General features: G+C 73.2%; 16 protein-coding genes. 13 read left to right on the forward strand and 3 right to left on the reverse strand.

The annotated features are described in order from the left end of the window. Positions 1 to 49: 49 nt before the first annotated feature. Both K353_RS24730 and K353_RS24735 read right to left on the reverse strand, forming a co-directional pair. Complete coding sequence (locus tag K353_RS24730; protein WP_111555750.1) at positions 50 to 1,195, reverse strand: serine protease; 1,146 nt, start codon at positions 1,193 to 1,195, stop codon at positions 50 to 52. Positions 1,196 to 1,251: 56 nt separating this feature from the next. Further along, positions 1,252 to 2,421, reverse strand: coding sequence for a serine protease (locus K353_RS24735; protein WP_146616561.1), 1,170 nt, complete (start codon positions 2,419 to 2,421; stop codon positions 1,252 to 1,254). Positions 2,422 to 2,673: 252 nt separating this feature from the next. Here K353_RS24735 and K353_RS24740 point away from each other — a divergent pair, with 252 nt between their 5' ends. Genes K353_RS24740 through K353_RS24760 form a run of 5 tightly spaced genes read left to right on the forward strand, consistent with a single transcriptional unit; the run spans position 2,674 to position 10,288 of the window. Then, positions 2,674 to 4,434, forward strand: a complete 1,761-nt coding sequence (locus K353_RS24740) for an IucA/IucC family siderophore biosynthesis protein (protein ID WP_111555752.1) — start codon at positions 2,674 to 2,676, stop codon at positions 4,432 to 4,434. Continuing rightward, positions 4,434 to 4,988: a GNAT family N-acetyltransferase gene (locus K353_RS24745; protein ID WP_370447649.1), complete on the forward strand. Its 555-nt coding sequence runs from the start codon at positions 4,434 to 4,436 to the stop codon at positions 4,986 to 4,988. The genes K353_RS24740 and K353_RS24745 overlap by 1 nt, the downstream gene beginning before the upstream one ends. A gap of 6 nt (positions 4,989 to 4,994) precedes the next feature. Continuing rightward, complete coding sequence (locus K353_RS24750) at positions 4,995 to 6,425, forward strand: lysine N(6)-hydroxylase/L-ornithine N(5)-oxygenase family protein (RefSeq protein ID WP_111555754.1); 1,431 nt, start codon at positions 4,995 to 4,997, stop codon at positions 6,423 to 6,425. Beyond that, entirely contained in the window at positions 6,406 to 8,184 is a 1,779-nt protein-coding gene (locus tag K353_RS24755; protein ID WP_199528233.1) for an IucA/IucC family siderophore biosynthesis protein, read from the forward strand. Before K353_RS24750 ends, K353_RS24755 begins: the two co-directional genes overlap by 20 nt. 13 nt (positions 8,185 to 8,197) lie before the next feature. Next, positions 8,198 to 10,288: an ATP-dependent DNA helicase gene (locus tag K353_RS24760; protein WP_233533812.1), complete on the forward strand. Its 2,091-nt coding sequence runs from the start codon at positions 8,198 to 8,200 to the stop codon at positions 10,286 to 10,288. 161 nt (positions 10,289 to 10,449) lie between these two features. On the opposite strand, the gene lexA is transcribed toward K353_RS24760, so the two are convergent. Beyond that, a complete protein-coding gene (gene lexA, locus K353_RS24765) occupies positions 10,450 to 11,175 on the reverse strand; it encodes a transcriptional repressor LexA (RefSeq protein WP_233533819.1) in 726 nt (241 codons plus the stop codon). A gap of 441 nt (positions 11,176 to 11,616) precedes the next feature. Between lexA and nrdR the strand changes: the two genes are divergently transcribed. The 8 genes from nrdR (at position 11,617) to K353_RS24805 (ending at position 20,826) form a co-directional block, all read left to right on the forward strand. After that, positions 11,617 to 12,093, forward strand: coding sequence for a transcriptional regulator NrdR (nrdR, locus tag K353_RS24770; protein ID WP_100840396.1), 477 nt, complete (start codon positions 11,617 to 11,619; stop codon positions 12,091 to 12,093). A 181-nt stretch (positions 12,094 to 12,274) separates the two neighbouring features. Next, positions 12,275 to 15,148 (forward strand): vitamin B12-dependent ribonucleotide reductase, encoded by a 2,874-nt coding sequence (locus K353_RS24775; RefSeq protein WP_111555757.1) that lies wholly within the window; start codon positions 12,275 to 12,277, stop codon positions 15,146 to 15,148. 191 nt (positions 15,149 to 15,339) lie between these two features. Further along, complete coding sequence (locus tag K353_RS36955; protein WP_111555758.1) at positions 15,340 to 16,218, forward strand: SDR family oxidoreductase; 879 nt, start codon at positions 15,340 to 15,342, stop codon at positions 16,216 to 16,218. Between the two features lie 63 nt (positions 16,219 to 16,281). Next, positions 16,282 to 16,512: an RNA polymerase subunit sigma-70 gene (locus tag K353_RS24785; RefSeq protein WP_100840393.1), complete on the forward strand. Its 231-nt coding sequence runs from the start codon at positions 16,282 to 16,284 to the stop codon at positions 16,510 to 16,512. A gap of 1 nt (position 16,513) precedes the next feature. Further along, positions 16,514 to 17,080, forward strand: a complete 567-nt coding sequence (locus K353_RS24790) for a Clp protease N-terminal domain-containing protein (RefSeq protein ID WP_111555759.1) — start codon at positions 16,514 to 16,516, stop codon at positions 17,078 to 17,080. A gap of 183 nt (positions 17,081 to 17,263) precedes the next feature. Continuing rightward, entirely contained in the window at positions 17,264 to 18,646 is a 1,383-nt protein-coding gene (locus tag K353_RS24795) for an ABC transporter substrate-binding protein (RefSeq protein WP_111555760.1), read from the forward strand. Positions 18,647 to 18,715: 69 nt separating this feature from the next. Beyond that, positions 18,716 to 19,741: a carbohydrate ABC transporter permease gene (locus tag K353_RS24800; protein ID WP_111555761.1), complete on the forward strand. Its 1,026-nt coding sequence runs from the start codon at positions 18,716 to 18,718 to the stop codon at positions 19,739 to 19,741. Beyond that, on the forward strand, positions 19,738 to 20,826 hold the full coding sequence (locus tag K353_RS24805; protein WP_233533813.1) for a carbohydrate ABC transporter permease: 1,089 nt from the start codon (positions 19,738 to 19,740) through the stop codon (positions 20,824 to 20,826). The genes K353_RS24800 and K353_RS24805 overlap by 4 nt, the downstream gene beginning before the upstream one ends. The last annotated feature ends 146 nt before the right edge of the window (positions 20,827 to 20,972 follow it).

A 20,972-nucleotide genomic window follows, 5' to 3' on the forward strand; every position in this document is an offset into this window, starting at 1 on the left:
GGCGGGTGGCGCACCCCGGGGTGCGCCACCCGCCCGTCCGTCGTCGCGGCTACTTCACCAGGAAGGCGTCGAACATCTTCTTGGCGTCCGGGCCGAGGGTCGGCCCGGCCTGCCAGTGGTTGGCGTTGTCGCCGATCGAGACGTTGGAGAACAGCATCGTCCGGCCGCCCTGCCTGGTCAGCCAGCCGCCGCCGGAGGAGCCGCCGGTCATGCTGCAGCCGATGGCCAGCATCGGCGGGCGCGAGCGGTCGAAGACGAACGGGGACGGCTTGGCGGCGGAGTCGCAGTGCTCCAACTCCTCGCCGTCGTACGGCTTCCCGGCCGGGTATCCGTACGCCCTGGGCGCGGTGAGGTCCTCCGGCTTCGCGTTGAACAGGATCGGCACCGACCCGCCGACGGTCTCCTCCAGCGAGACGTCCGAGCCGTCCAGCGAGGCCACCCGGATCACCGCGAAGTCGAACTGGTTGGCCGCGGTGCCCACCATGCTGCCCTCCTGGGTCCACTGCGGCATCACCAGCATGCCGGTGGCCAGCCAGCGGCCCAGCGGGGCGACCTGCTCCCAGGTGGCGTCCCGGCCCTTGCCGTTGCTGGTGACGCCGGTGCGGTTGTAGCCGGGCGCGAACATCACCTTGGTGAAGTAGCCCTTGCCCTTGCCCCCGTGGGCGCAGTGCGCGGCCGTCCACACCAGGTTGCTCTTCCCCGGGTTGTTCGGGTCGGAGACCACGGTGCCCGAGCAGACCGCCTGGCCCTCGTCCGTCTCGAAGAAGATCTTGCCGATCACGGCGGTGTCCGCGGCGTACGGGTGCGGCTGGGCCTTGGCCGGTACGGTCGGCGGGAAGACCACGTCCCGGATGCTGGGGGCCTTCTCGTCCGGCGTGATCACGGTGGTCTTCTTCGGGTCGGCGGGCTTCTTGGTGTCCCAGAAGCTCCTGATCGCCTCGATATCCTCCGGCTTGAAGCCGTTCTTGGAGGCCCACTCCTTCCAGTCGTCGGAGCTCCAGTTCGGCACCCGGGACAGGAAGTTCTGCAGGGCGCCGATGTCGACGGACTCCTTCGACGCGGAGGAGGACTTGGCGGGCGGCGGCGAGGGGAGCGCCTTCTGGCTGCAGCCGGCGGTGGTGACGGCGAGTACCGCCACCAGGGCGGCCGCGGCCGCGTTCCGGACTCGGCGCGCTGTGCGGTGCTGGTCGGTCATTGGGTGTTCCCCCGGGGTCGGGTCGGGTCGGATCGGGCGGAGGCGACGGGCGGTCGTCACTTCCGGGAGATGTAGTCGAGCGCCTGGCGGGCCACGTCCTCCAGGTAGGGGCCGTTGAGCGCGGTGTGCGCCTGGGTGCCGATCGAGGTGTTGCTGACCAGCCGCTGGCGGCCGTCCGGGCCGTCCGCGAACCAGCCGCCGCCCGACGCGCCGGCCGTCATGGTGCAGCCGATCACCAGCATCGGGGGCCGGGCCGGGTCGAAGCCGCGCGAACCCGGGCGGCCGGAGTCGCAGCGCTCCAACTCCTGCCCGTCGAACGGGGCCAGCGCCGGGTACCCCCAGGCCTGGATCGCGAGCTGCTCGCGCGGGGCGTCGAACCAGACCGGCACGGCGGTGCCGATGACCTCCTCCAGCGAGCGGGTCTCGCCCTCCGGGCCGCGCACCTTGATCACCGCGAAGTCGTACTGGTTGGCGGCGCCCCCGCCCTTGGTGCCCTCGGTGGTCCACAGCGGCGAGGTGATCACCTTGTCGGCCCACCACTGCCCGAGCGGGGCGACCTCGGCCAGCGCCGCCAGGCGGTGGTCGCCGGCCGCGCCGGAGCTGTTGTACGCCGGGACGAACACCAGGTTCCGGTACCAGTCGCCGCCCTTGCCCTCGTGCACGCAGTGCGCGGCCGTCCAGACCAGGTTGCTCCTCCCCGGGTGGTTCGGGTCGGCGACCACGGTGGCCGAGCACTGGCCGGTGCCGCCGTTCGGCGCGGTCGTGAAGACCTTCCCGGACGCCGGGTAGCTGGTGTACGGGCGCGGCACCGGCTGGGCGGCCACCGGCGGCGGCGCGGACGGCGGCGCGGACGGCGCGCCGGTGGCGGCGGACGCGGTGGCGGAGCCGGTGCCGGACGCGCCGGCCGGGGCGTCCACAGCCGGCGACGGCGACGGCGACAGTGCGGCGGGCGGCGGGGCGGACGGCCCGTCCGGGGCCGGGGCGGGTTGCCGGGGCGGGGCCTGGTCCATCCGGTCGGCGCTCCACAGACCCGGCACCGCCGGGTTGCGGAAGCCGTGGCGCTGCGCCCAGCCGTCCCACTCGGCGTACCCCCAGCGCTTCAACTCGGCGAAGCTGCGCGGCTCCCCGCCGCCCCCGCGACCGCCGGTCGACGTGCAGGCGCTCGTCCCGCCCGCCACCACGGCGACCGCGGACAGCAGGGCCACCACCCCCCGTGCCCTCACCATCAACCCCCCAGAACGGACCGACTCCCGGGACAGTCTTCCACCCGGGCCCGGGGCGGCGGGCGGGCGGTGCCCCTCCGTTGACGTCCGGTCATCGAACCGTGATGGTGACGGTCCGTCAGGGTGCCGTCCGCTCACACCTGCGGGTGAGTGATCGCCCGAAACTCACCGGAACGAGTGATCCGTCCTTGTGCCCGGTGGTGGTGGACAGGCAACCCTTACCCGTAGGCAGTCACGCGGCTACAAGGAGCGGATTTGGCCAGCACCCTCACCGGCGTCCCCCCGGCCGCCCGGCCCGCGGCCGGGCACCCCACCCCGGACCCGCTGCTCGACCCCGACCCGGCCGTGGCCGCCGAACACGCCGCCACCGAGAGCCTGTTGCGCTGCTGGGCCCGGGAGACCGCGGCCGAGCGCCCCGACGGCGACCTGCTGCGGATCCCGGTGCTCGGCGGCGCCGCCCAGCTGTCCGCGCCGGTGCGGCACTGGTCGGCCTGCGGCTGGCACCGGTTCGGCCCCGCCACCGTCTCCACCGGCGCCGCCGAGCATCCGGTCGACGCGGTCACCGTCGCCGCCCTGGTGGCCGGCGCCACCGGCCGCCCCGAACCCGGCCAACTCGCCGACCTGACCGCCCGGGTGGCCGACTCCTCGGCCCGCACGGCCGAGATCCTCACCCACCGCCGGGCCGCCCCCGCCGCGCCCGCCGACGCGTTCCTGCGCGCCGAGCAGTCGCTGCTGCTCGGCCACCCGCTGCACCCCACCCCGAAGAGCCGCGACGGCCTCGGCCCCGCCCAGTCCGCCGCCTACTCCCCGGAGCTGCACGGCTCGTTCCGGCTGCACTGGTGGGCCGTGCACCGCTCGCTGCTGGCCGGTGACAGCGCCACCGGCACCCCCGCCGAGCAGCTCACCGCCGACCTGTACGGCCGCCCGCTGCCCGCGGGGACGGCCGCCCTGCCGCTGCACCCCTGGCAGGCCCGCGAGCTGGCGCTGCGCCCGGCCGTCGCCGACCTGCTGGAGCAGGGCCTGCTGACCGACCTCGGGCAGCACGGCGAGCCCTGGCACCCCACCAGCTCGGTGCGCACCGTCTGCCGCCCCGGCACCCCGTGGATGCTCAAGCTGTCGCTGGGCCTGCGGATCACCAACTCCCGCCGGGAGAACCTCCGCAAGGAGCTGCACCGGGGCACCGAGGTGCACCGCCTGCTGGAGTCCGGCCTGGCCGCCCAGTGGCGGGCCGCTCACCCCGGCTTCGACATCGTCCGAGACCCGGCCTGGATCGGCGTCGACCACCCCGCGCTCGGCGACCCCAACGGCCTGGACACCGTGCTGCGCCGGATGCCGTTCGGGCCCGCCGACCGGGCGCTGTGCGTGGCCGGGCTGGTCGCCGAGCAGCCCCTGGACCGGCTCGACTCGCACCTGGCCGGCGTGCTCGCCGAGCTGGCCGTCCGCACCGGCCGCCCGGTGCCGACCGTCGCCACCGAGTGGTTCCTGCGCTACCTGGACACCGTCGTGCTGCCGATCCTCTGGCTGGACGGGCGGGCCGGCATCGCCCTGGAGGCCCACCAGCAGAACAGCCTGGTCCTGCTGGACGCCCAGGGCTGGCCCGCCGGCGGCCGCTACCGCGACAACCAGGGCTACTACTTCCGCGCCTCGCACGCCGACCGGCTGCGCGCCCGGCTGCCCGGACTCGGCGCGCACAGCGACACCTTCGTGCCCGACGCGGTCGCCGATGAGCGCTTCGCCTACTACCTCGGCATCAACCACGTGCTCGGCCTGATCGGCGCCTTCGGCTCCCAGGGCCTCGCCGACGAGCAGCTGCTGCTGGCCGCACTGCGCCGCTTCCTGTCCGGCCCCGCCGCCACCGCCACCGGCTCCGCGCTCCCCGCCCACCTGCTGGACGCCCCCACCCTGCGCTGCAAGGCCAACCTGCTCACCCGGCTGCACGGCCTGGACGAACTGGTCGGCCCGGTCGAGACCCAGTCGGTGTACGTCGAGATCGACAACCCGGTGGCCCGGGCGTGATGCCCGAGACCGGCACGATACCCACCGCGGTCGGCGAACTCGTCCTGCGCACCGTGCGGCCGGCCACCGACCTGGACCTGCTCGCCGGCTGGATGAACGACCCGGACACCGACCGCTGGTGGGCCCTGGCCGGCCCGCCGCGGACCACCGCGGAGCACCTCGCCGCCCAGCTCGACGGCGACGGCCGCAGCCGCCCCGCCCTGGCCCTGCTCGACACCGTGCCCACCGGCTACTTCGAGCTGTACCGGGCCGACCTCGACCCGCTGGCCGCGCACTACCCCGCCCGCCCGCACGACCTGGGCGTGCACCTGCTGCTGGCCCCCGCCACCCGCGGCCGGGGCCTGGCCGCCCCGCTCCTCGACGCGATCGCCACCCGGCTGCTGGAGCGCGAACCGCGCTGCACCCGGGTGCTCGCCGAACCCGACGTCCGCAACACGCCCTCCGTCCGGGCGTTCGCGCGCGCCGGGTTCGACCGCGTCGCCGACCTCGACCTGCCCGACAAGCGCGCCGCCCTGATGGTCCGCCGGCGCGCCGACACCACCGCCGATACCTAGGACGACATGACTCCCCCTGACGACACGGCGGGCCAGCAGCCCGAGCCGTACGACCTGATCGGCGTCGGCATCGGCCCGTTCAACCTCTCGCTGGCCGCGCTCGCCGACCGGGCCGAGACCGTCAGCGCGCTGTTCCTCGACGCCCGGCCCGAGTTCCGCTGGCACCCCGGCATGCTCGTCGACGGCGCCCGGATGCAGGTCCCGTTCCTGGCCGACCTGGTCACCCTGGTCGACCCCACCAACCCCTGGTCGTTCCTCAACTACCTGCGCGACCGGCAGCGGCTGTTCCCGTTCTACTTCAGCGAGCGCTTCCAGCTGCCCCGCCGCGAGTACGACCACTACTGCCGCTGGGCCGCCGAACGGCTCCCCAACTGCCGCTTCGGGCAACCCGTCACCGCCGTGCACTGGGACGCCGCCGACCGGCTCTACCTGGTGCACGCCGCGGGCACCGTGCACCGGGCCCGCCACCTGGTCCTCGGCACCGGCACCGAACCCGCCCGCCCCGAGGCCTTCGCCCCGCTGCGCCGGCACCCCGCCGTCCTGCACTCCGCCGACTACCTGGAACGCCGCCGCTCGCTCGACGCGGCGCGGGACGTCACGGTGGTCGGATCGGGCCAGTCCGGCGCCGAGGTCTTCCTCGACCTGCTCCGGCACCGGGCCGGCGACGGCACCCGGCTGCGCTGGCTCACCCGCACCCGGGCACTGGCCCCGATGGAGTACTCCAAGCTCGGCCTGGAGCAGTTCACCCCCGACTACACCCGCTACTTCCACGGCCTGCCCGCCGACGTCCGGGACGCCCTCGTCCCCGCCCAGTGGCAGCTGCACAAGGCCGCCAGCGCCGAGACGCTCGCCGAGATCCACGACCACCTGTACGAGCGCACCGTCGGCCGCCCGATCGACGCCGAACCGGTCGAGATCCTGCCCGGCACCGCCGTCACCGAAGCCGCCCAGGGCCCCTGCGGCGGGCTCGAACTGCACTGCCGGCACGGCGACTCCGGCCGCCGCCACCTGGTCCGCACCGACGCCGTGGTGCTGGCCACCGGCTACCGGGCGGTGCGCCCCGCCGCCCTCGACCCGATCGCCGAGCTGATCGACTGGGACGAACAGGGCCGCTACCGGGTCGACCTCGACCACCGGGTCGCCACCCGGCCGGAACTCACCGGCGGTCTGTACGTCCAGAACGCGGAGCTGCACACTCACGGAGTCGGCACCCCGGACCTCGGGCTCGGCGCCCACCGCGCCGCCGTGATCCTCAACGCCGTCGCGGGCAAGACGCTCCACCCGCTGCCCCACCGCACCGCCTGGACCACGTTCCTCCCGGCACCCGCCTCCGCCTCCGCACCCGCACCCGCCGCCGAACCCGCACCCGCCCCGCCGCCGTCGGCGGCACTCCCACGACCCCAGGAAGGGACCGAGCGTGCAGCAGCCAGCCGCTGACTCCGTACTCCACCTGCCACCCCAGCTCACCACTGGGCACTGGCGGGCCGCCGGACGGGACATGCTCGCCAAACTGCTCGGCGAATTCGCCTACGAGGAACTGCTCCATCCCCGCCCCGACGGCGACGGCCGCCACCTGGTGCGGCTCCCGGACGCCGACTACCGGTTCGCCGCCCGCCGGGGCGCGTACGGGAGCTGGCGGGTCGACCCGGCGTCGGTCGAGGGCGGCGACGACCCGCTGCGCTTCCTCCAGCAGGCCCGGCACGTCCTCGGGATGAGCGGCGACACCACCGGCCACCTGGTCCGCGAACTCACCGCCACCCTGATCGCCGACGCCCATCTGCGGGCCACCGCGCTGAGCGCCGCCGAACTCGCCGACCTCGACCACGTCGCCCTGGAGGGCCGGCAGACCGGCCACCCGTGGATCGTCGCCAACAAGGGCCGGATCGGCTTCTCCGCCACCGACGCGGCCGGCTGGACCCCGGAGGCCCGGCTGCCCCGCACCCTGCCCTGGCTCGCCGTGCACAAGAGCCTGGCCGAGTTCCGCGGCGACCCGGCCATCTACCGCACCGAGCTCGACCCCGCCTTCCGCACCCAACTGGGCGAGCGCGCCGACGAGTTCTGGCTGCTCCCGGTGCACCCCTGGCAGTGGGACGAGACCGTGGTCGGCCTGTTCGCGCCGTGGATCGCCGACGGCCGGATCGTCCCGCTGCCCAGCGACGGCGACCTGCGGCTGCCCCAGCAGTCCATCCGCTCCTTCTTCAACCTCAGCCGCCCCGACCGCTGCACCGTCAAACTGCCGCTCGCCATCCTCAACACCCTGGTCTGGCGCGGCCTGCCCACCGAACGCGCCCTCGCCGCGCCCGCCGTCACCGCCTGGATCCACCGCCTGCGCGACCGGGACCCGTACCTGCGCGACGAGTGCCGGGTGGTGCTGCTCGGCGAGATCGCCTCGGTCACCGTCGAGCACCCGCTCTACCGGGACCTGCCCGACGCGCCCTACCAGTACAAGGAACTGCTCGGCGCGATCTGGCGCGAACCGCTCGGCCGCCACCTGGAGCCGGGCGAGCGGGCCCGCACGCTGGCCGCGCTGCTGCAGACCGGCTCGGACGGGCGGGCGCTGGCCGCCGAACTCGTCGCCCGCTCCGGCCTGGCGCCCCGGGAGTGGGTGAGCCGGCTGTTCGCCGCGATGCTGCCGCCGCTGCTGCACTTCCTGTACCGCTACGGACTGGTCTTCTCCCCGCACGGCGAGAACGCCATCGTGGTCTTCGACCAGGACGACGTCCCGGTCCGGCTCGCGGTCAAGGACTTCGTCGACGACGTCAACCTCAGCGACCGGCCGCTGCCCGAACTCGCCGACCTGCCCGCCGACATCGCCGGGGTACTCAACCGGGAGGACCCGGACTACCTCTGCCAGTTCCTGCACTCCGGCCTCTTCATCGGCGTCTACCGCTACCTCGCCCCGCTGCTGGAGGAGCAACTCGGCCTGCCGGAGCCGGAGTTCTGGGAGCTGCTGCGCGCGGAGATCCTCGGCTGCCAGCGGCGCTTCCCCGAACTCGCGGACCGCCACCGGCTGTTCGACCTGTTCAAGCCCCGGATCGACCGGCTCTGCCTGAACCGCAACCGCCTGCTGCTCGACGGCTACCGGGACCGCCCCGACCGCCCGCACGCCGCCGTCCACGGCCAGGTCGACAACCCGCTGCACAGCACCGCGCAGCTCCCCGTCCAGCGGGTCAGGATTGTCAGTCCCGCCCCGTAGGCTGGGGGGCGTCATGACGAACGACACCACCGAACCCCTGCCCGGCGGCCCGGAGACGGCCGAACCCGCCGCGCCGGTCCCCGCCTCCCGCCTGCCCGAGCTGCTGCACGCCGCCGTCGCCGCCGTCGGCGGCGTGGAACGGCCCGGGCAGGTGCGGATGGCCGAAGCCGTCTCCGCCGCCGTCGACGAGGGCGAGCACCTGCTCGTCCAGGCCGGCACCGGCACCGGCAAGTCCCTCGCCTACCTGGTGCCCGCCCTCGCCCACGGCGACCGGGTGGTGGTCGCCACCGCGACGCTGGCCCTCCAGCGCCAGCTCGTCGAACGCGACCTGCCGCGCACCGTCGAGGCCCTGCACCCGGTGCTGCGCCGCCGCCCGCTGTTCGCCATGCTCAAGGGCCGCTCCAACTACCTGTGCCTGCACCGCGCCAACGAGGGCACCCCGAGCGACGAGGGCGAGGGCCTGTTCGACCCGGTCGACGCGCTCGGCGGCCCCACCGGCAAGCTCGGCCAGGACGTGCTCCGGCTGCGCGAGTGGGCCGAGGAGACCGAGACCGGCGACCGCGACGACCTCACCCCCGGCGTCTCCGACCGGGCCTGGGCCCAGCTCGCCGTGACCTCCAAGGAGTGCCTGGGCGCCTCCCGCTGCGCCTACGGCGAGGAGTGCTTCGCCGAGCTGGCCCGCGAGCGCGCCAAACTGGCCGACGTGGTGGTCACCAACCACGCCATGCTCGCGATCGACGCGATCGAGGGCGCCCCCGTGCTGCCCGAGCACGGCCTGCTGATCATCGACGAGGCCCACGAGCTGGTGAACCGGGTCACCGGCGCGGCCACCGCCGAACTCACCGTCGGCGCGGTCAACCGGGCCGTCAAGCGCGCCGCGAAGCTCGCCAACGAGAAGGCGGTGGACGCGCTCCAGGCCGCCGCCGAGAACTTCCACGGCCTGATGGAGACCGCCCAGCCCGGCCAGGTCGACGAACTCCCCGAGTACCTCGGCTACGCGGTGGCCGGCATCCGGGACGCCTGCCGCCAGGTCATCACCTCGCTCGGCGAGACCCGCGACAAGGGCCTCACCGACGAGGACGCCGTCCGCAAGCAGGCGATGGCCTCCGCCGAGACGCTGCACGAGACCGCGGACCGGCTGCTCACCGGCTCCGAGTACGACGTGATCTGGATCGAGCGCTCCGACCGCTACGGCCTGGGCACCGCCTCGCTGCGGGTCGCCCCGCTCTCCGTCTCCGGCCTGCTGCGGGAGAACCTGTACCGGGACCGCTCGGTCGTCCTCACCTCCGCCACCCTCAAGCTCGGCGGCGACTTCAACGGCGTCGCCGCCTCGCTCGGCCTGCCCGGCGAGACCAGGCTCCCCGACCACCGCACCCCCGACGGCCCCGCCGCCGAGACCGGGGAGGACGCCCCGCCGTACTGGCGCGGCCTGGACGTGGGCTCCCCGTTCACCTACCCCAAGCAGGGCATCCTCTACGTCGCCAAGCACCTCCCGCCGCCCGGCCGGGAGCCCGACCGGCCGGAGATGCTGGACGAGCTCGCCGAGCTGATCGGCGCGGCCGGCGGCCGCACCCTGGGCCTGTTCTCCTCGATGCGGGCCGCCCAGACCGCCGCCGAGAAGCTCCGCGAGCGGCTGGACGTGCCGATCCTGCTCCAGGGCGAGGACACCCTGGGCGAGCTGATCCGGGCCTTCGCCTCCGACGCCGAGACCTGCCTGTTCGGCACCCTCTCGCTCTGGCAGGGCGTCGACGTGCCCGGCTCCGCCTGCCAGCTCGTCGTGATGGACCGCATCCCCTTCCCGCGGCCCGACGACCCGCTGATGAGCGCCCGGCAGAAGGACGTCGAGGCGCGCGGCGGCAACGGCTTCATGGCCGTCGCCGCGACCCACGCCGCGCTGCTGATGGCCCAGGGCGCCGGCCGGCTGGTCCGGGCCGCCGACGACAAGGGCATCGTCGCCGTCCTCGACCCGCGGCTGGCCACCGCCCGCTACGGCGGCTTCTTCCGCTCCTCCATGCCGGACTTCTGGTACACCACCGACCGCAACCAGGTCCGCCGCTCGCTCGCCGCGATCGACGCCTCGGCCCCGCCGGTCAGGCCGCGCTAGCCGCCGGTCGGCCGGCGGCCGACCACCACGCGCACCGGCACGTGCGAGGGCCGGCCCGAACAGTTCGGGCCGGCCCTCGCACGTGCCGGTCGTTCGCCGGTGGTGCCGCGCGCTCGTCGCGTCGTTCGCTCGTCGTGCCGCGCGCTCGTCGTGCCGCGTGCTCAGAGGCGGCGCAGCACCGCCACCACCTTGCCGAGGATGGTCGCGTTGTCGCCCGGGATCGGCTCGTACGCCGCGTTGTGCGGCATCAGCCAGATCTTCCCGTCCTCGCGCTTGAGCCGCTTGACCGTCGCCTCGCCGTCGATCATCGCGGCCACGATGTCCCCGTTCTCGGCGACCGGCTGCTTGCGGACCGTCACCCAGTCGCCGTCGCAGATCGCGGCCTCGATCATCGAGTCGCCCTTGACCGTCAGCGCGAACAGCTCGCCCTCGCCGACCAGTTGGCGGGGCAGCGGGAAGACGTCCTCGACGGTCTGCTCGGCCAGGATCGGGCCGCCGGCCGCGATCCGGCCGACCAGCGGCACGTAGGAGGTGGACGGCCGGCCGGAGGTCTCGGCCGCGGCCGGGCGGGCCACCTCGACGCCGCGGACCTCGTAGGCGCGCGGGCGGTGCGGGTCGCGCCGCAGGAAGCCCTTGCGCTCCAGCGCCATCAGCTGGTGCGCGACGGAGGAGGTGGAGGACAGGCCGACGGCCTGGCCGATCTCGCGCATGGACGGCGGGTAGCCGCGGCGCTGGACGGAGTCCCGGATCACCTCGATGACCCGGCGCTGGCGCTCGGTCAGCCCGGCCTCGTCGGTGCGGATGCCGGGCGGGCGGCCGGGGAGGGAGCGGGCGACGGGGACGGACGCACCGAGCGGGGGTTCCTCGATCGACTGACTGCGGCTCATGGTCTGGTCCATGCTCTCCTGGTCAGCGGTGCGCGCGGGACGCTCCTGCACCGGGATGGCGGTCTTGGCTTCGGCGGTGTGCATGACGCTGGTGGCGCTGGGGGTGGACATCGCGGCGACCCTCTCGTCGGGCTGGTGCTCCATCTGCCCAGCTCAACTGGCCCCTCTATCGAAAGGTTGCGCCAAACACACGTTCGAGTGAACTTATTCGAGGTTGGCTGACTTGATCAAGCCTCCGGGTGTAAGTCGATTGCTTGTTCGACTCGAACAGTCTATGGCGCGGCCCCGGCGGCTGTCTCCGGAACCGCCCGTTCACTCGGCGTGGTGAAGTGTCCCGCACTACATCTAGTGGTCTAGTCTCTCGTTGGGCACAGGTGTTGTGTCCGGCGGGTAGAATGACGACTGTTGTACGCCGTTGGACGGGTAGGGAGGGAGTTCCAGGTGCACTGCCCCTTCTGCCGGCATCAGGACAGCCGAGTCGTGGACAGCCGGGCCAGCGACGACGGGAGTTCCATCCGTCGCCGCCGCCAGTGCCCCGACTGCGGCCGGCGGTTCACCACCGTCGAGACCGCCACCCTGATGGTGATCAAGCGCAGCGGCGTCACCGAGCCCTTCTCCCGCGAGAAGGTGATCTCCGGCGTCCGCAAGGCCTGCCAGGGCCGCCCGGTCACCGAGGACGCGCTGGCCCAGCTCGGCCAGCGGGTCGAGGAGTGCGTGCGGGCCAGCGGCAGCGCCGAGCTCTCCACCCACGACGTGGGCCTGGCCATACTCGGTCCGCTGAAGGACCTGGACGTGGTGGCGTACCTCCGGTTCGCCTCGGTCTACCGCGCGTTCGACAACCTCGAGGACTTCGAGGCGGCGATCGCGGAGCTGCGGGCCGGCCGGCCGGCCGCCCCCGAACCGGTGCCCGTCCCCTAGGGCGGACGCCGGCGCCTCCGCGCGCCCTTTTCCGCGCACGCAGCGCAGTACCCGCAGTACCCCGCAGTACCCGTGTGCCGTGGTGGGGTTCCGCCCTGCCCGCGTGCGGACGGAACGAACCAGTCGTGCCCGGACTTTTCCGGGCACTTCGGGCGTTTGCCCAGGAGGAGGAGCAGGAGCAGTGACAGACACCACGAGCGGGTCCGCACGAGGGTCGAAGTCGGACAAGGCCGCCAAGGGAGCCAAGGGCCCCAAGGCCGGGCTGCGGCTGGAGCGCATCTACACCACCCCTGGGGTCCACCCGTACGACGCGGTCACCTGGGAGCGCCGCGACGTGGTGATGACCAACTGGCGCGACGGGTCGATCAACTTCGAGCAGCGCGGCGTCGAGTTCCCCGACTTCTGGTCGGTCAACGCGGTCAACATCGTCACCAGCAAGTACTTCCGCGGCGCGGTCGGCACCCCGCAGCGCGAGTGGAGCCTCAAGCAGATCATCGACCGGGTGGTGCTGACCTACCGCGCCGCCGGCGAGAAGCACGGCTACTTCGCCTCCCCTGACGACGCCGAGGTCTTCGAGCACGAGCTGACCCACGCCCTCCTCCACCAGGTGTTCAGCTTCAACTCGCCGGTCTGGTTCAACGTCGGCACCCAGCAGCCGCAGCAGGTCTCGGCCTGCTTCATCCTGTCCGTCGACGACTCCATGGAGTCGATCCTCGACTGGTACAAGGAAGAGGGCATGATCTTCAAGGGCGGCTCCGGCGCCGGCCTGAACCTGTCCCGGATCCGCTCCTCCAAGGAACTGCTCTCCTCCGGCGGCAACGCCTCCGGCCCGGTCTCCTTCATGCGCGGCGCCGACGCCTCGGCCGGCACCATCAAGTCCGGCGGCGCGACCCGCCGGGCCGCCAAGATGGTCGTGCTGGACGTCGACCACCCGGACGTCGAGGCCTTCATCGAGACCAAGGTGAAGGAGGAGGAGAAGATCCGCGCGCTGCGCGACGCCGGGTTCGACATGGACCTGGGCGGCGACGACATCACCTCCGTCCAGTACCAGAACGCCAACAACTCGGTCCGGGTGAACGACGAGTTCATGACCGCGGTGGAGAACGGCACCACCTTCGGCCTGCGCGGCCGCAAGACCGGCGAGGTCATCGAGACCGTCGACGCCAAGGGCCTGTTCCGCAAGATGGCCGAGGCCGCGTGGGCCTGCGCCGACCCGGGCATCCAGTACGACTCGGTGATCAACCACTGGCACACCTGCCCCGAGTCCGGCCGGATCAACGCCTCCAACCCCTGCTCCGAGTACATGCACCTGGACAACTCCAGCTGCAACCTGGCCTCGCTGAACCTGATGAAGTTCCTCCGCGACGACGACTCGTTCGACGCGGTCAGCTTCGCCAAGGTCGTCGAGCTGGTCATCACCGCGATGGACATCTCCATCTGCTTCGCCGACTTCCCGACCGAGAAGATCGCCGAGACCACCCGCGCCTACCGCCAGCTCGGCATCGGCTACGCCAACCTCGGCGCCCTGCTGATGGCCACCGGCCACGCCTACGACTCGGCCGGCGGCCGCGCCCTGGCCGGCGCGATCACCTCGCTGATGACCGGCACCGCCTACCGCCGCTCCGCCGAACTCGCCGCCGTGGTCGGCCCGTACGACGGCTACGCCCGCAACGCCGCCCCGCACCGGCGGGTCATGCGGCAGCACGCGGACGCCTCGGCCGCCGTCGCCCCGCTGGACGACCTGGACACCCCGGTCTGGGCGGTCGCCAACGAGACCTGGGCCGACGTGCTCCGGCTCGGCGAGCGCAACGGGTTCCGCAACGCGCAGGCCTCGGTGCTCGCCCCGACCGGCACCATCGGCCTGATGATGGACTGCGACACCACCGGCGTCGAACCCGACCTGGCCCTGGTCAAGTTCAAGAAGCTGGTCGGCGGCGGCTCGATGCAGATCGTCAACGGCACCGTCCCGCGCGCCCTCAAGCGCCTGGGCTACCAGGACGAGCAGGTCGAGGCGGTCGTCGCGCACATCGCCGAGCACGGCAACGTCATCGACGCGCCCGGCCTGAAGACCGCCCACTACGAGGTGTTCGACTGCGCGATGGGCGAGCGGTCGATCTCCCCGATGGGCCACGTCCGGATGATGGCCGCGATCCAGCCGTGGATCTCCGGCGCCATCTCCAAGACGGTCAACATGCCGGAGAACGCCACCGTCGAGGACGTCGAGGAGATCTACTTCGAGGCGTGGAAGCTCGGCGTCAAGGCGCTGGCGATCTACCGCGACAACTGCAAGGTCGGCCAGCCGCTCTCGGCCAAGACCAAGGCCCCGGCCGCGGTCGCGGCCCCCGCCCCGGCCCCGGCCGTCCAGAAGGTCGTCGAGTACCGGCCGACCCGCAAGCGCCTGCCCAAGGGCCGCCCCGGCATCACCACCTCCTTCACGGTCGGCGGCGCCGAGGGCTACATGACCGCCAACTCCTACCCGGACGACGGCCTCGGCGAGGTCTTCCTCAAGATGTCCAAGCAGGGCTCGACCCTCGCGGGCATGATGGACGCCTTCTCCATCGCCGTCTCGGTCGGCCTCCAGTACGGCGTCCCGCTGGAGACGTACGTCGCCAAGTTCACCAACATGCGCTTCGAGCCGGCCGGCCTGACCGACGACCCGGACGTGCGGATGGCGCAGTCCATCGTGGACTACATCTTCCGCCGGCTGGCCCTCGACTTCCTGCCCTTCGAGACCCGCTCCGCGCTGGGCATCCACTCCGTCGAGGAGCGCACCCGGCACCTGGAGACCGGCTCCTACGAGCCGGCCGAGGACGACGTCGACATCGAGTCGCTGGCCCAGTCCGCCCCGCTCGCCCCCGAGAAGCCGCACGTCGCGCTCCCGCTGGTCGAGCAGCCCAAGGCCGCCCCGGCCGCGCACAACTCGACCGAGCTCGCCGAGATCCGGCTCGGCCTGAACGCGGACGCCCCGCTCTGCTTCTCCTGCGGCACCAAGATGCGCCGCGCGGGCAGCTGCTACCTCTGCGAGGGCTGCGGCTCCACCAGCGGCTGCAGCTGACCGCCCGGGGCCCCGCCCCGACCCGTTCCGGCCGCCGTCCCCCCGAAGCCTCCGGGCTCCGGGGGGACTCGGCGTCTCCGGGCGGTACCGGCCCGGCGGGTGCCGCGTTCCCCCGGGCGCGCGAACCGGGCTGCCGGAGGCGGTGGTCGCGGGCAGGCTGGGGGCAGTGGCTGAGCTGAGGGGTGAGCGCGATGCGGCCGGTACTCGTGACGGGCGGGACGGGGACCCTGGGGCGCGCGGTGGTGCGCCGGCTGCTGTCGCGCGGCTGCCCGGTGCGGGTGCTCAGCCGGCAGGCGCACACGCCGGGGGAGCACGGCTGGGCGGTGGGCGACCTGGTGACCGGCCGGGGGCTGGAGCCGGCGCTGGCCGGCGTCGGGACGGTGGTGCACTGCGCGACCACCGACGGCGGGCGGGACGTCGCGGCCACCCGCCGCCTGGTGGCGGCGGCCCGCGCCGCCGGGGTGTCGCACCTGCTGTACGTGTCGATCGTCGGGGTGGACCGGGTGCCGCTCGGCCACTACCGGGCGAAGGCGGAGTGCGAGCGGCTGGTCGCGGAGTCCGGCCTGGGCTGGACGGTGCTGCGGGCCACCCAGTTCCACGGTCTGCTGCTGCGACTGCTGGAGGGGCTGTCGAAGGCCCCGGTGCTGCTGCTGCCGCGCGGGGTGGCGTTCCAGCCGGTGGACGTGCGGGACGTCGCGGAGCGGCTGGCGCAGCTCGCGGAGGCCGGTCCGACCGGGCGGGCGGACGACTTCGGCGGGCCCGAGGCGCGTCCGGTGGAGGCGTGGGCGGCGGAGTTCCTGCGGGCCCGGGGGCGGCGGCGGCCGGTGCTGCGGGTGCCGGTGCCGGGCGGGACGGTGCGGGCGCTGCGGGCGGGCGGGAACCTGGTGCCGGGGCGTCCGGCGGACCGGGCGGCGGGTGGTGCGGTGGGTGGTGCGGCGGACCGGACGGCGGGTGGTGCGGCGGACCGGATGGCGGACCGGACGGCGGGTGGTGCGGCGGACCGGACGGCGGGTCGCGTGGCGGGCCGGATCACCTTCGCCGAGTTCCTGGCGGAGCGGTACCCGGCCTGATCCGGCCGCGCCGCGTGTCAACCGGGGTTGACGAACCCCCCGGTGTCAACCTATGTTGACGTCATGAGCGAGACGACACGGCTCGCGGCCGACGCGAGCAGCAGTGACCCGGCGGCCGGCCTGCGCGCCGTCCGGGCCCTGCGGGACCTGGCCGACCGGCTGGAGGACCTCCAGGTCGGCAACGCCCGCAGCCGGGGCTGGTCCTGGCACGAGATCGCGGTCTGCCTGGGCGTCACCCGGCAGGCCGTCCACAAGAAGCACGCCCGACGGGCGGCCGGACAGGGAGGGGACTGACATGTTCGAACGGTTCGCGGTGGAGGCCCGCCGGGCGGTGGAGCTGGCCGCCGGGGAGGCCCGCCGGATGCACCACGACCACCTGGGCACCGAGCACCTGCTGCTCGGTCTGCTCGCCCAGCCGCAGGACCCGGCCGCCCGGGTGCTCGGCGGGTTCGGCCTCGACCTGGAGGGCGGGCGGCGCGCGGTGCTCCGCGCCCTGGGCGGCTCCGGCCCGGAGCGGGACGCCGCCGCCCTGGCCGCGATCGGCATCGATCTGGCGGCGGTCCGCGAGGCCGTCGAGTCCGGCTTCGGGGCGGGCGCGCTGGACGCCCCGCCGCCGGACCGCCGCCCCCGCCGGGGCGGCCCCCGGTTCACCGACCGGGGGCGGCAAGTGATGGCGCTGACGCTGCGCGCCGCCACCGGGCAGCGCGCCCGCCGGATCGAGACCGGCCACCTGCTGCTCGGCCTGCTGCGGGAGGGCGGCGGGGTGGCCGTCCGGGTGCTCCGCGAGCAGGGCGTCGACCTGGCCGGTCTGGAGCGCGCGACGGAAGCCGCGCTGGTGAGCGGTGCGCGGGCGGCCTCGTAACACGGCGCGGTTACAACTGGGGCGCTGCCCGATGAAGGTCGAACACACTCCTTGGCGTGGAAGTACCGGTGGGTTAACGTCTTTGAGCCAGCGACCGCTGGGTACAGATCCACATCTCCGGTACAGCGCAGTGTTGTTCTGTCTGACGGCTGGCATGTCCATGCCCTGGCAAGGAGGACCGCATTGACCACCCCTGTGACCACTGGACGCCGTCGGCTGCTCGCCGTACCGGCCGTCCTGGCACTGGCCCTGACCGCCGCCTGCTCGAACAGCTCCTCCGACGGCGGTGGCGGCGGAGGAGGGAGTGGCTCCGCCTCCGCGCTGGCGGGTGACTGCGCCAAGTACCAGGCGTACGCGGGCCACTCCGGCACCAAGGTGTCGATGTACGCCTCGATCCTCTCGCCGGAGTCGGACTCGCTGGAGAAGTCCTGGGCCGAGTTCAGCACCTGTACCGGCATCAAGATCGTCTACGAGGGCTCCAACGACTTCGAGTCGCAGCTCCCGGTCCGGGTGGCCGGCGGCAACGCCCCCGACCTGGCGATCATCCCGCAGCCCGGCCTGCTCGCCCAGATGGTCAAGAGCGGCAAGGTGGTCAAGCCGCCGCAGCAGACCGTCGAGAACGAGAACAAGTGGTCGCCGGTCTGGAAGCAGTACGGGTCGGTCAACGGCACCTTCTACGCGGCGCCGATGAGCGCCAACATGAAGTCGCTGGTCTGGTACTCGCCCAAGGCGTTCAAGGCCGCCGGGTACGAGGTCCCGAAGACCTGGGCCGACCTGGTCGCGCTCAGCGACAAGATCGCCCGGGCCGGCGGCGAGACCAAGCCCTGGTGCGGCGGCATCGGCTCCGGCACCGCCACCGGCTGGCCGGCCACCGACTGGCTGGAGGAGATCGTCCTCGGCTCCTACGGCGGCGACGTCTACGACCAGTGGATCAGCCACCAGGTGAAGTTCTCCGACGAGAAGATCACCACCGCGATGCAGACCGTCGCCGGCTGGATGCAGAACCCGGCCTGGATCAACGGCGGCTTCGGCGACGTCAAGACGATCGCCACCACCACCTTCCAGGACGCCGGCACCCCGATCCTCAGCAACAAGTGCGCGATGCTCCAGCAGGCGTCCTTCTACAGCGCGCAGTGGCCCAAGGGCACCAAGGTCGGGCCGGACGGCGACGTCTTCGCCTTCCCGCTGCCCCCGGTGAACCCGCAGGTCACCAGCCCGGTCGAGGGCGGCGGCGAGTTCCTGGGCGCGTTCTCCGACCGGCCCGAGGTGCAGGCCGTGCAGAACTACCTGTCCACCTCCGAGTGGGCCAGCAGCCGGGTCAAGGTCTCCCCGGGCTGGGTCTCCGCCAACCAGGGCGTGGACAAGAGCCTGTACACCGACCCGATCGACCAGCTCTCCGCCGCGTCGCTCACCGACCCCGCGGCCACCTTCCGGTTCGACGCCTCCGACCTGATGCCCGCCGCCGTCGGCTCGGGCGCCGAGTGGAAGGCGCTGACCGCCTGGTTCGCCGAGGGCCAGTCCATCCAGAAGACGGCGGGCGACATCGACGCGGCCTGGCCGCAGTAACCGGACGCCAACGGGCAGCGCGGGCCGGCCCGCGCTGCCCTTCCCGTGCCCCGAGGAAGGACCCTCCGCATGCCCACCGACCCCCGGCTCGCCGGGCCGGCGCTCCACCTCGCCGACTCGCTGTGGCAGGACGCGGCGATCAAGTTCGGCAACACCGGGGGCGCCGTGCTGGGCTTCCTCGGCGTGCTGCTCGCCGTGTTCTTCGCGGCCGGCCGCGCCACCGGGCGCTTCTCCCGGCCGCTGGCGGTCGCCCTGATGCTCGGCCCGGCGGCCGTCCTGCTGCTCGTCGGACTGGTGGCGCCGCTGCTGCGCACCGTCTTCCTGAGCTTCTACGACGCCGACTCCGCGAAGTTCGTCGGCGGGAAGAACTACGGCTGGGCGGCGACCAGTTCGCAGATCCACGACGTGCTGCTGAACACCCTGCTCTGGCTGGTGGTCGCCCCGATCGCGGCCACCGGGCTCGGCCTGCTGCTGGCCCTGCTGGTCGACCGGATGCGCGGCCAGGCGGTCTACAAGTCGCTGATCTTCATGCCGATGGCGGTCTCGCTGGTGGCCGCCTCGCTGATCTTCAAGCTGCTGTACGAGTCGCGCGGCAACGGGCAGAACCAGGTCGGCCTGCTCAGCCAACTCGCCGTCGCGGTCGGCTGGGACGACCCGCCGAACTGGATCCTGTCCCAGCCGCTGAACAACTTCCTGCTGATGTCCGCCATGGTCTGGGTGCAGACCGGCTTCGCCATGGTGGTGCTCTCCGCCGCGATCAAGGCCATCCCGGACGAGATCACCGAGGCCGCCCGGCTCGACGGCGCCACCGGCCTGCGGCTGTTCCTGCACGTCACCGTGCCGATGATCCGCACCACCCTGGTGGTGGTGCTCACCACCATCATGATCATCACGCTGAAGGCCTTCGACATCGTCCGCACCATGACCGGCGGCAACTTCGGCACCCAGGTACTGGCCAACGAGATGTACTCGCAGAGCTTCGAGCAGTACAACTACGGCCGCGGCAGCGCCCTCGCGGTGATCCTCTTCCTCGCGGTGGCCCCCCTGGTGGTCTACAACATCGCCCTGCTGCGCAAGGAGCGTGCGACCCGATGAGCGCCAAGCCCGCCCTCGACACGGCCTCCGGGCCCGAGCCCGAGCCCGGCGCCGCCACCGGTGCCGGTGCCGGTACTGCTGCCGGTGCCGGTGTCGGCACCGGCTCCGGGACCGCCTCCGGGGCCGACTCCGTGCCCGCCGCGCGGGCCGCCGCGGCCAAGGCGGCCCGGCCCGACCTGCCGCCGGCCAAGGCCGTCCGCCGGGCGTTCAGCTCCCCGCTGGCCGGCGCCCTGGTGGTCGTCGTCACGGTGCTGTGGACCATCCCGACCGTCGGCCTGCTGGTCACCTCGCTCCGGTCCAAGGGCGACGTCGCCTCCAGCGGCTGGTGGGAGGCGTTCGTCCACCCCGACTTCGGGCTGGAGAACTACCGCTCGGTGCTGTTCGACAACTCCTTCGGCACCTCCGGCGGCCTGATGCCGTACCTGGTCAACTCGGTGGCGATCGCCGTCCCGGCCACGGTCTTCCCGCTGGTGCTGGCCGCGATGGCCGCGTACGTGCTGGCCTGGGTGCGGTTCAAGGGCAGCGACACGCTCTTCTTCGTGGTCTTCGCGCTCCAGGTGGTGCCGCTGCAGATGTCGCTGATCCCGCTGCTGCGGCTGTTCTCCGGCGGCGCGCACCTCGGGTCGGTGACGGTCATCCCGGCGCTCAGCCTGAAGGACAGCTACCTGCCGGTCTGGCTGACGCACACCATGTTCGCGCTGCCGCTGGCGATCTTCCTGCTGCACAACTTCATCGCCCAGCTGCCGCGCGACCTGATGGAGGCGGCGGTGGTGGACGGGGCCTCGCACTTCAAGATCTTCCGGTCGATCGTGCTGCCGCTGAGCGCCCCGGCGCTGGCCTCGTTCGCCATCTTCCAGTTCCTGTGGGTGTGGAACGACCTGCTGGTGGCGCTCACCTTCGCCGGCGGCAACCCGACCGTCGCGCCGATCACCTCCCGGCTGGCCCAGCTCTCCGGCTCCAACGGCAGCCGCTGGGAACTGCTCAGCGCGGGCGCCTTCCTGTCGATGCTCGTCCCGCTGGCGGTGTTCTTCGCCCTCCAGCGGTACTTCGTCCGCGGCCTGCTGGCGGGGTCGGTCAAGGGCTGAGCCACCCGGGTGCGGACAAGTGTTGAACGGACGGAGCGGGCTCCCGGGTGCGCCGGGGGCCCGCTCCGTCCGTCTCCCCGGGTGCCCCCTCGGGCCGTCGTCGGTGCCGCTCCCCGCTTCCCGGGTGGCCGCCGGTCCCGCCGTCC

The organism is Kitasatospora sp. SolWspMP-SS2h (assembly GCF_003259315.1).
Classification (GTDB): Bacteria; Actinomycetota; Actinomycetes; order Streptomycetales; family Streptomycetaceae; genus Kitasatospora; species Kitasatospora fiedleri.

Bases quoted from the DNA above. Each gene is read 5' to 3' on its own strand.
- K353_RS36955 (WP_111555758.1), top strand. From the start codon at position 15,340: ATGCGGCCGGTACTCGTGACGGGCGGGACGGGGACCCTGGGGCGCGCG.
- K353_RS24745 (WP_370447649.1), top strand. From the start codon at position 4,434: ATGCCCGAGACCGGCACGATACCCACCGCGGTCGGCGAACTCGTCCTG.
- K353_RS24735 (WP_146616561.1), bottom strand. From the start codon at position 2,421: ATGGTGAGGGCACGGGGGGTGGTGGCCCTGCTGTCCGCGGTCGCCGTG.
- lexA (WP_233533819.1), bottom strand. From the start codon at position 11,175: ATGAGCCGCAGTCAGTCGATCGAGGAACCCCCGCTCGGTGCGTCCGTC.
- K353_RS24805 (WP_233533813.1), top strand. From the start codon at position 19,738: ATGAGCGCCAAGCCCGCCCTCGACACGGCCTCCGGGCCCGAGCCCGAG.
- K353_RS24785 (WP_100840393.1), top strand. From the start codon at position 16,282: ATGAGCGAGACGACACGGCTCGCGGCCGACGCGAGCAGCAGTGACCCG.
- K353_RS24730 (WP_111555750.1), bottom strand. From the start codon at position 1,195: ATGACCGACCAGCACCGCACAGCGCGCCGAGTCCGGAACGCGGCCGCG.
- K353_RS24790 (WP_111555759.1), top strand. From the start codon at position 16,514: ATGTTCGAACGGTTCGCGGTGGAGGCCCGCCGGGCGGTGGAGCTGGCC.
- K353_RS24750 (WP_111555754.1), top strand. From the start codon at position 4,995: ATGACTCCCCCTGACGACACGGCGGGCCAGCAGCCCGAGCCGTACGAC.
- K353_RS24800 (WP_111555761.1), top strand. From the start codon at position 18,716: ATGCCCACCGACCCCCGGCTCGCCGGGCCGGCGCTCCACCTCGCCGAC.
- K353_RS24760 (WP_233533812.1), top strand. From the start codon at position 8,198: ATGACGAACGACACCACCGAACCCCTGCCCGGCGGCCCGGAGACGGCC.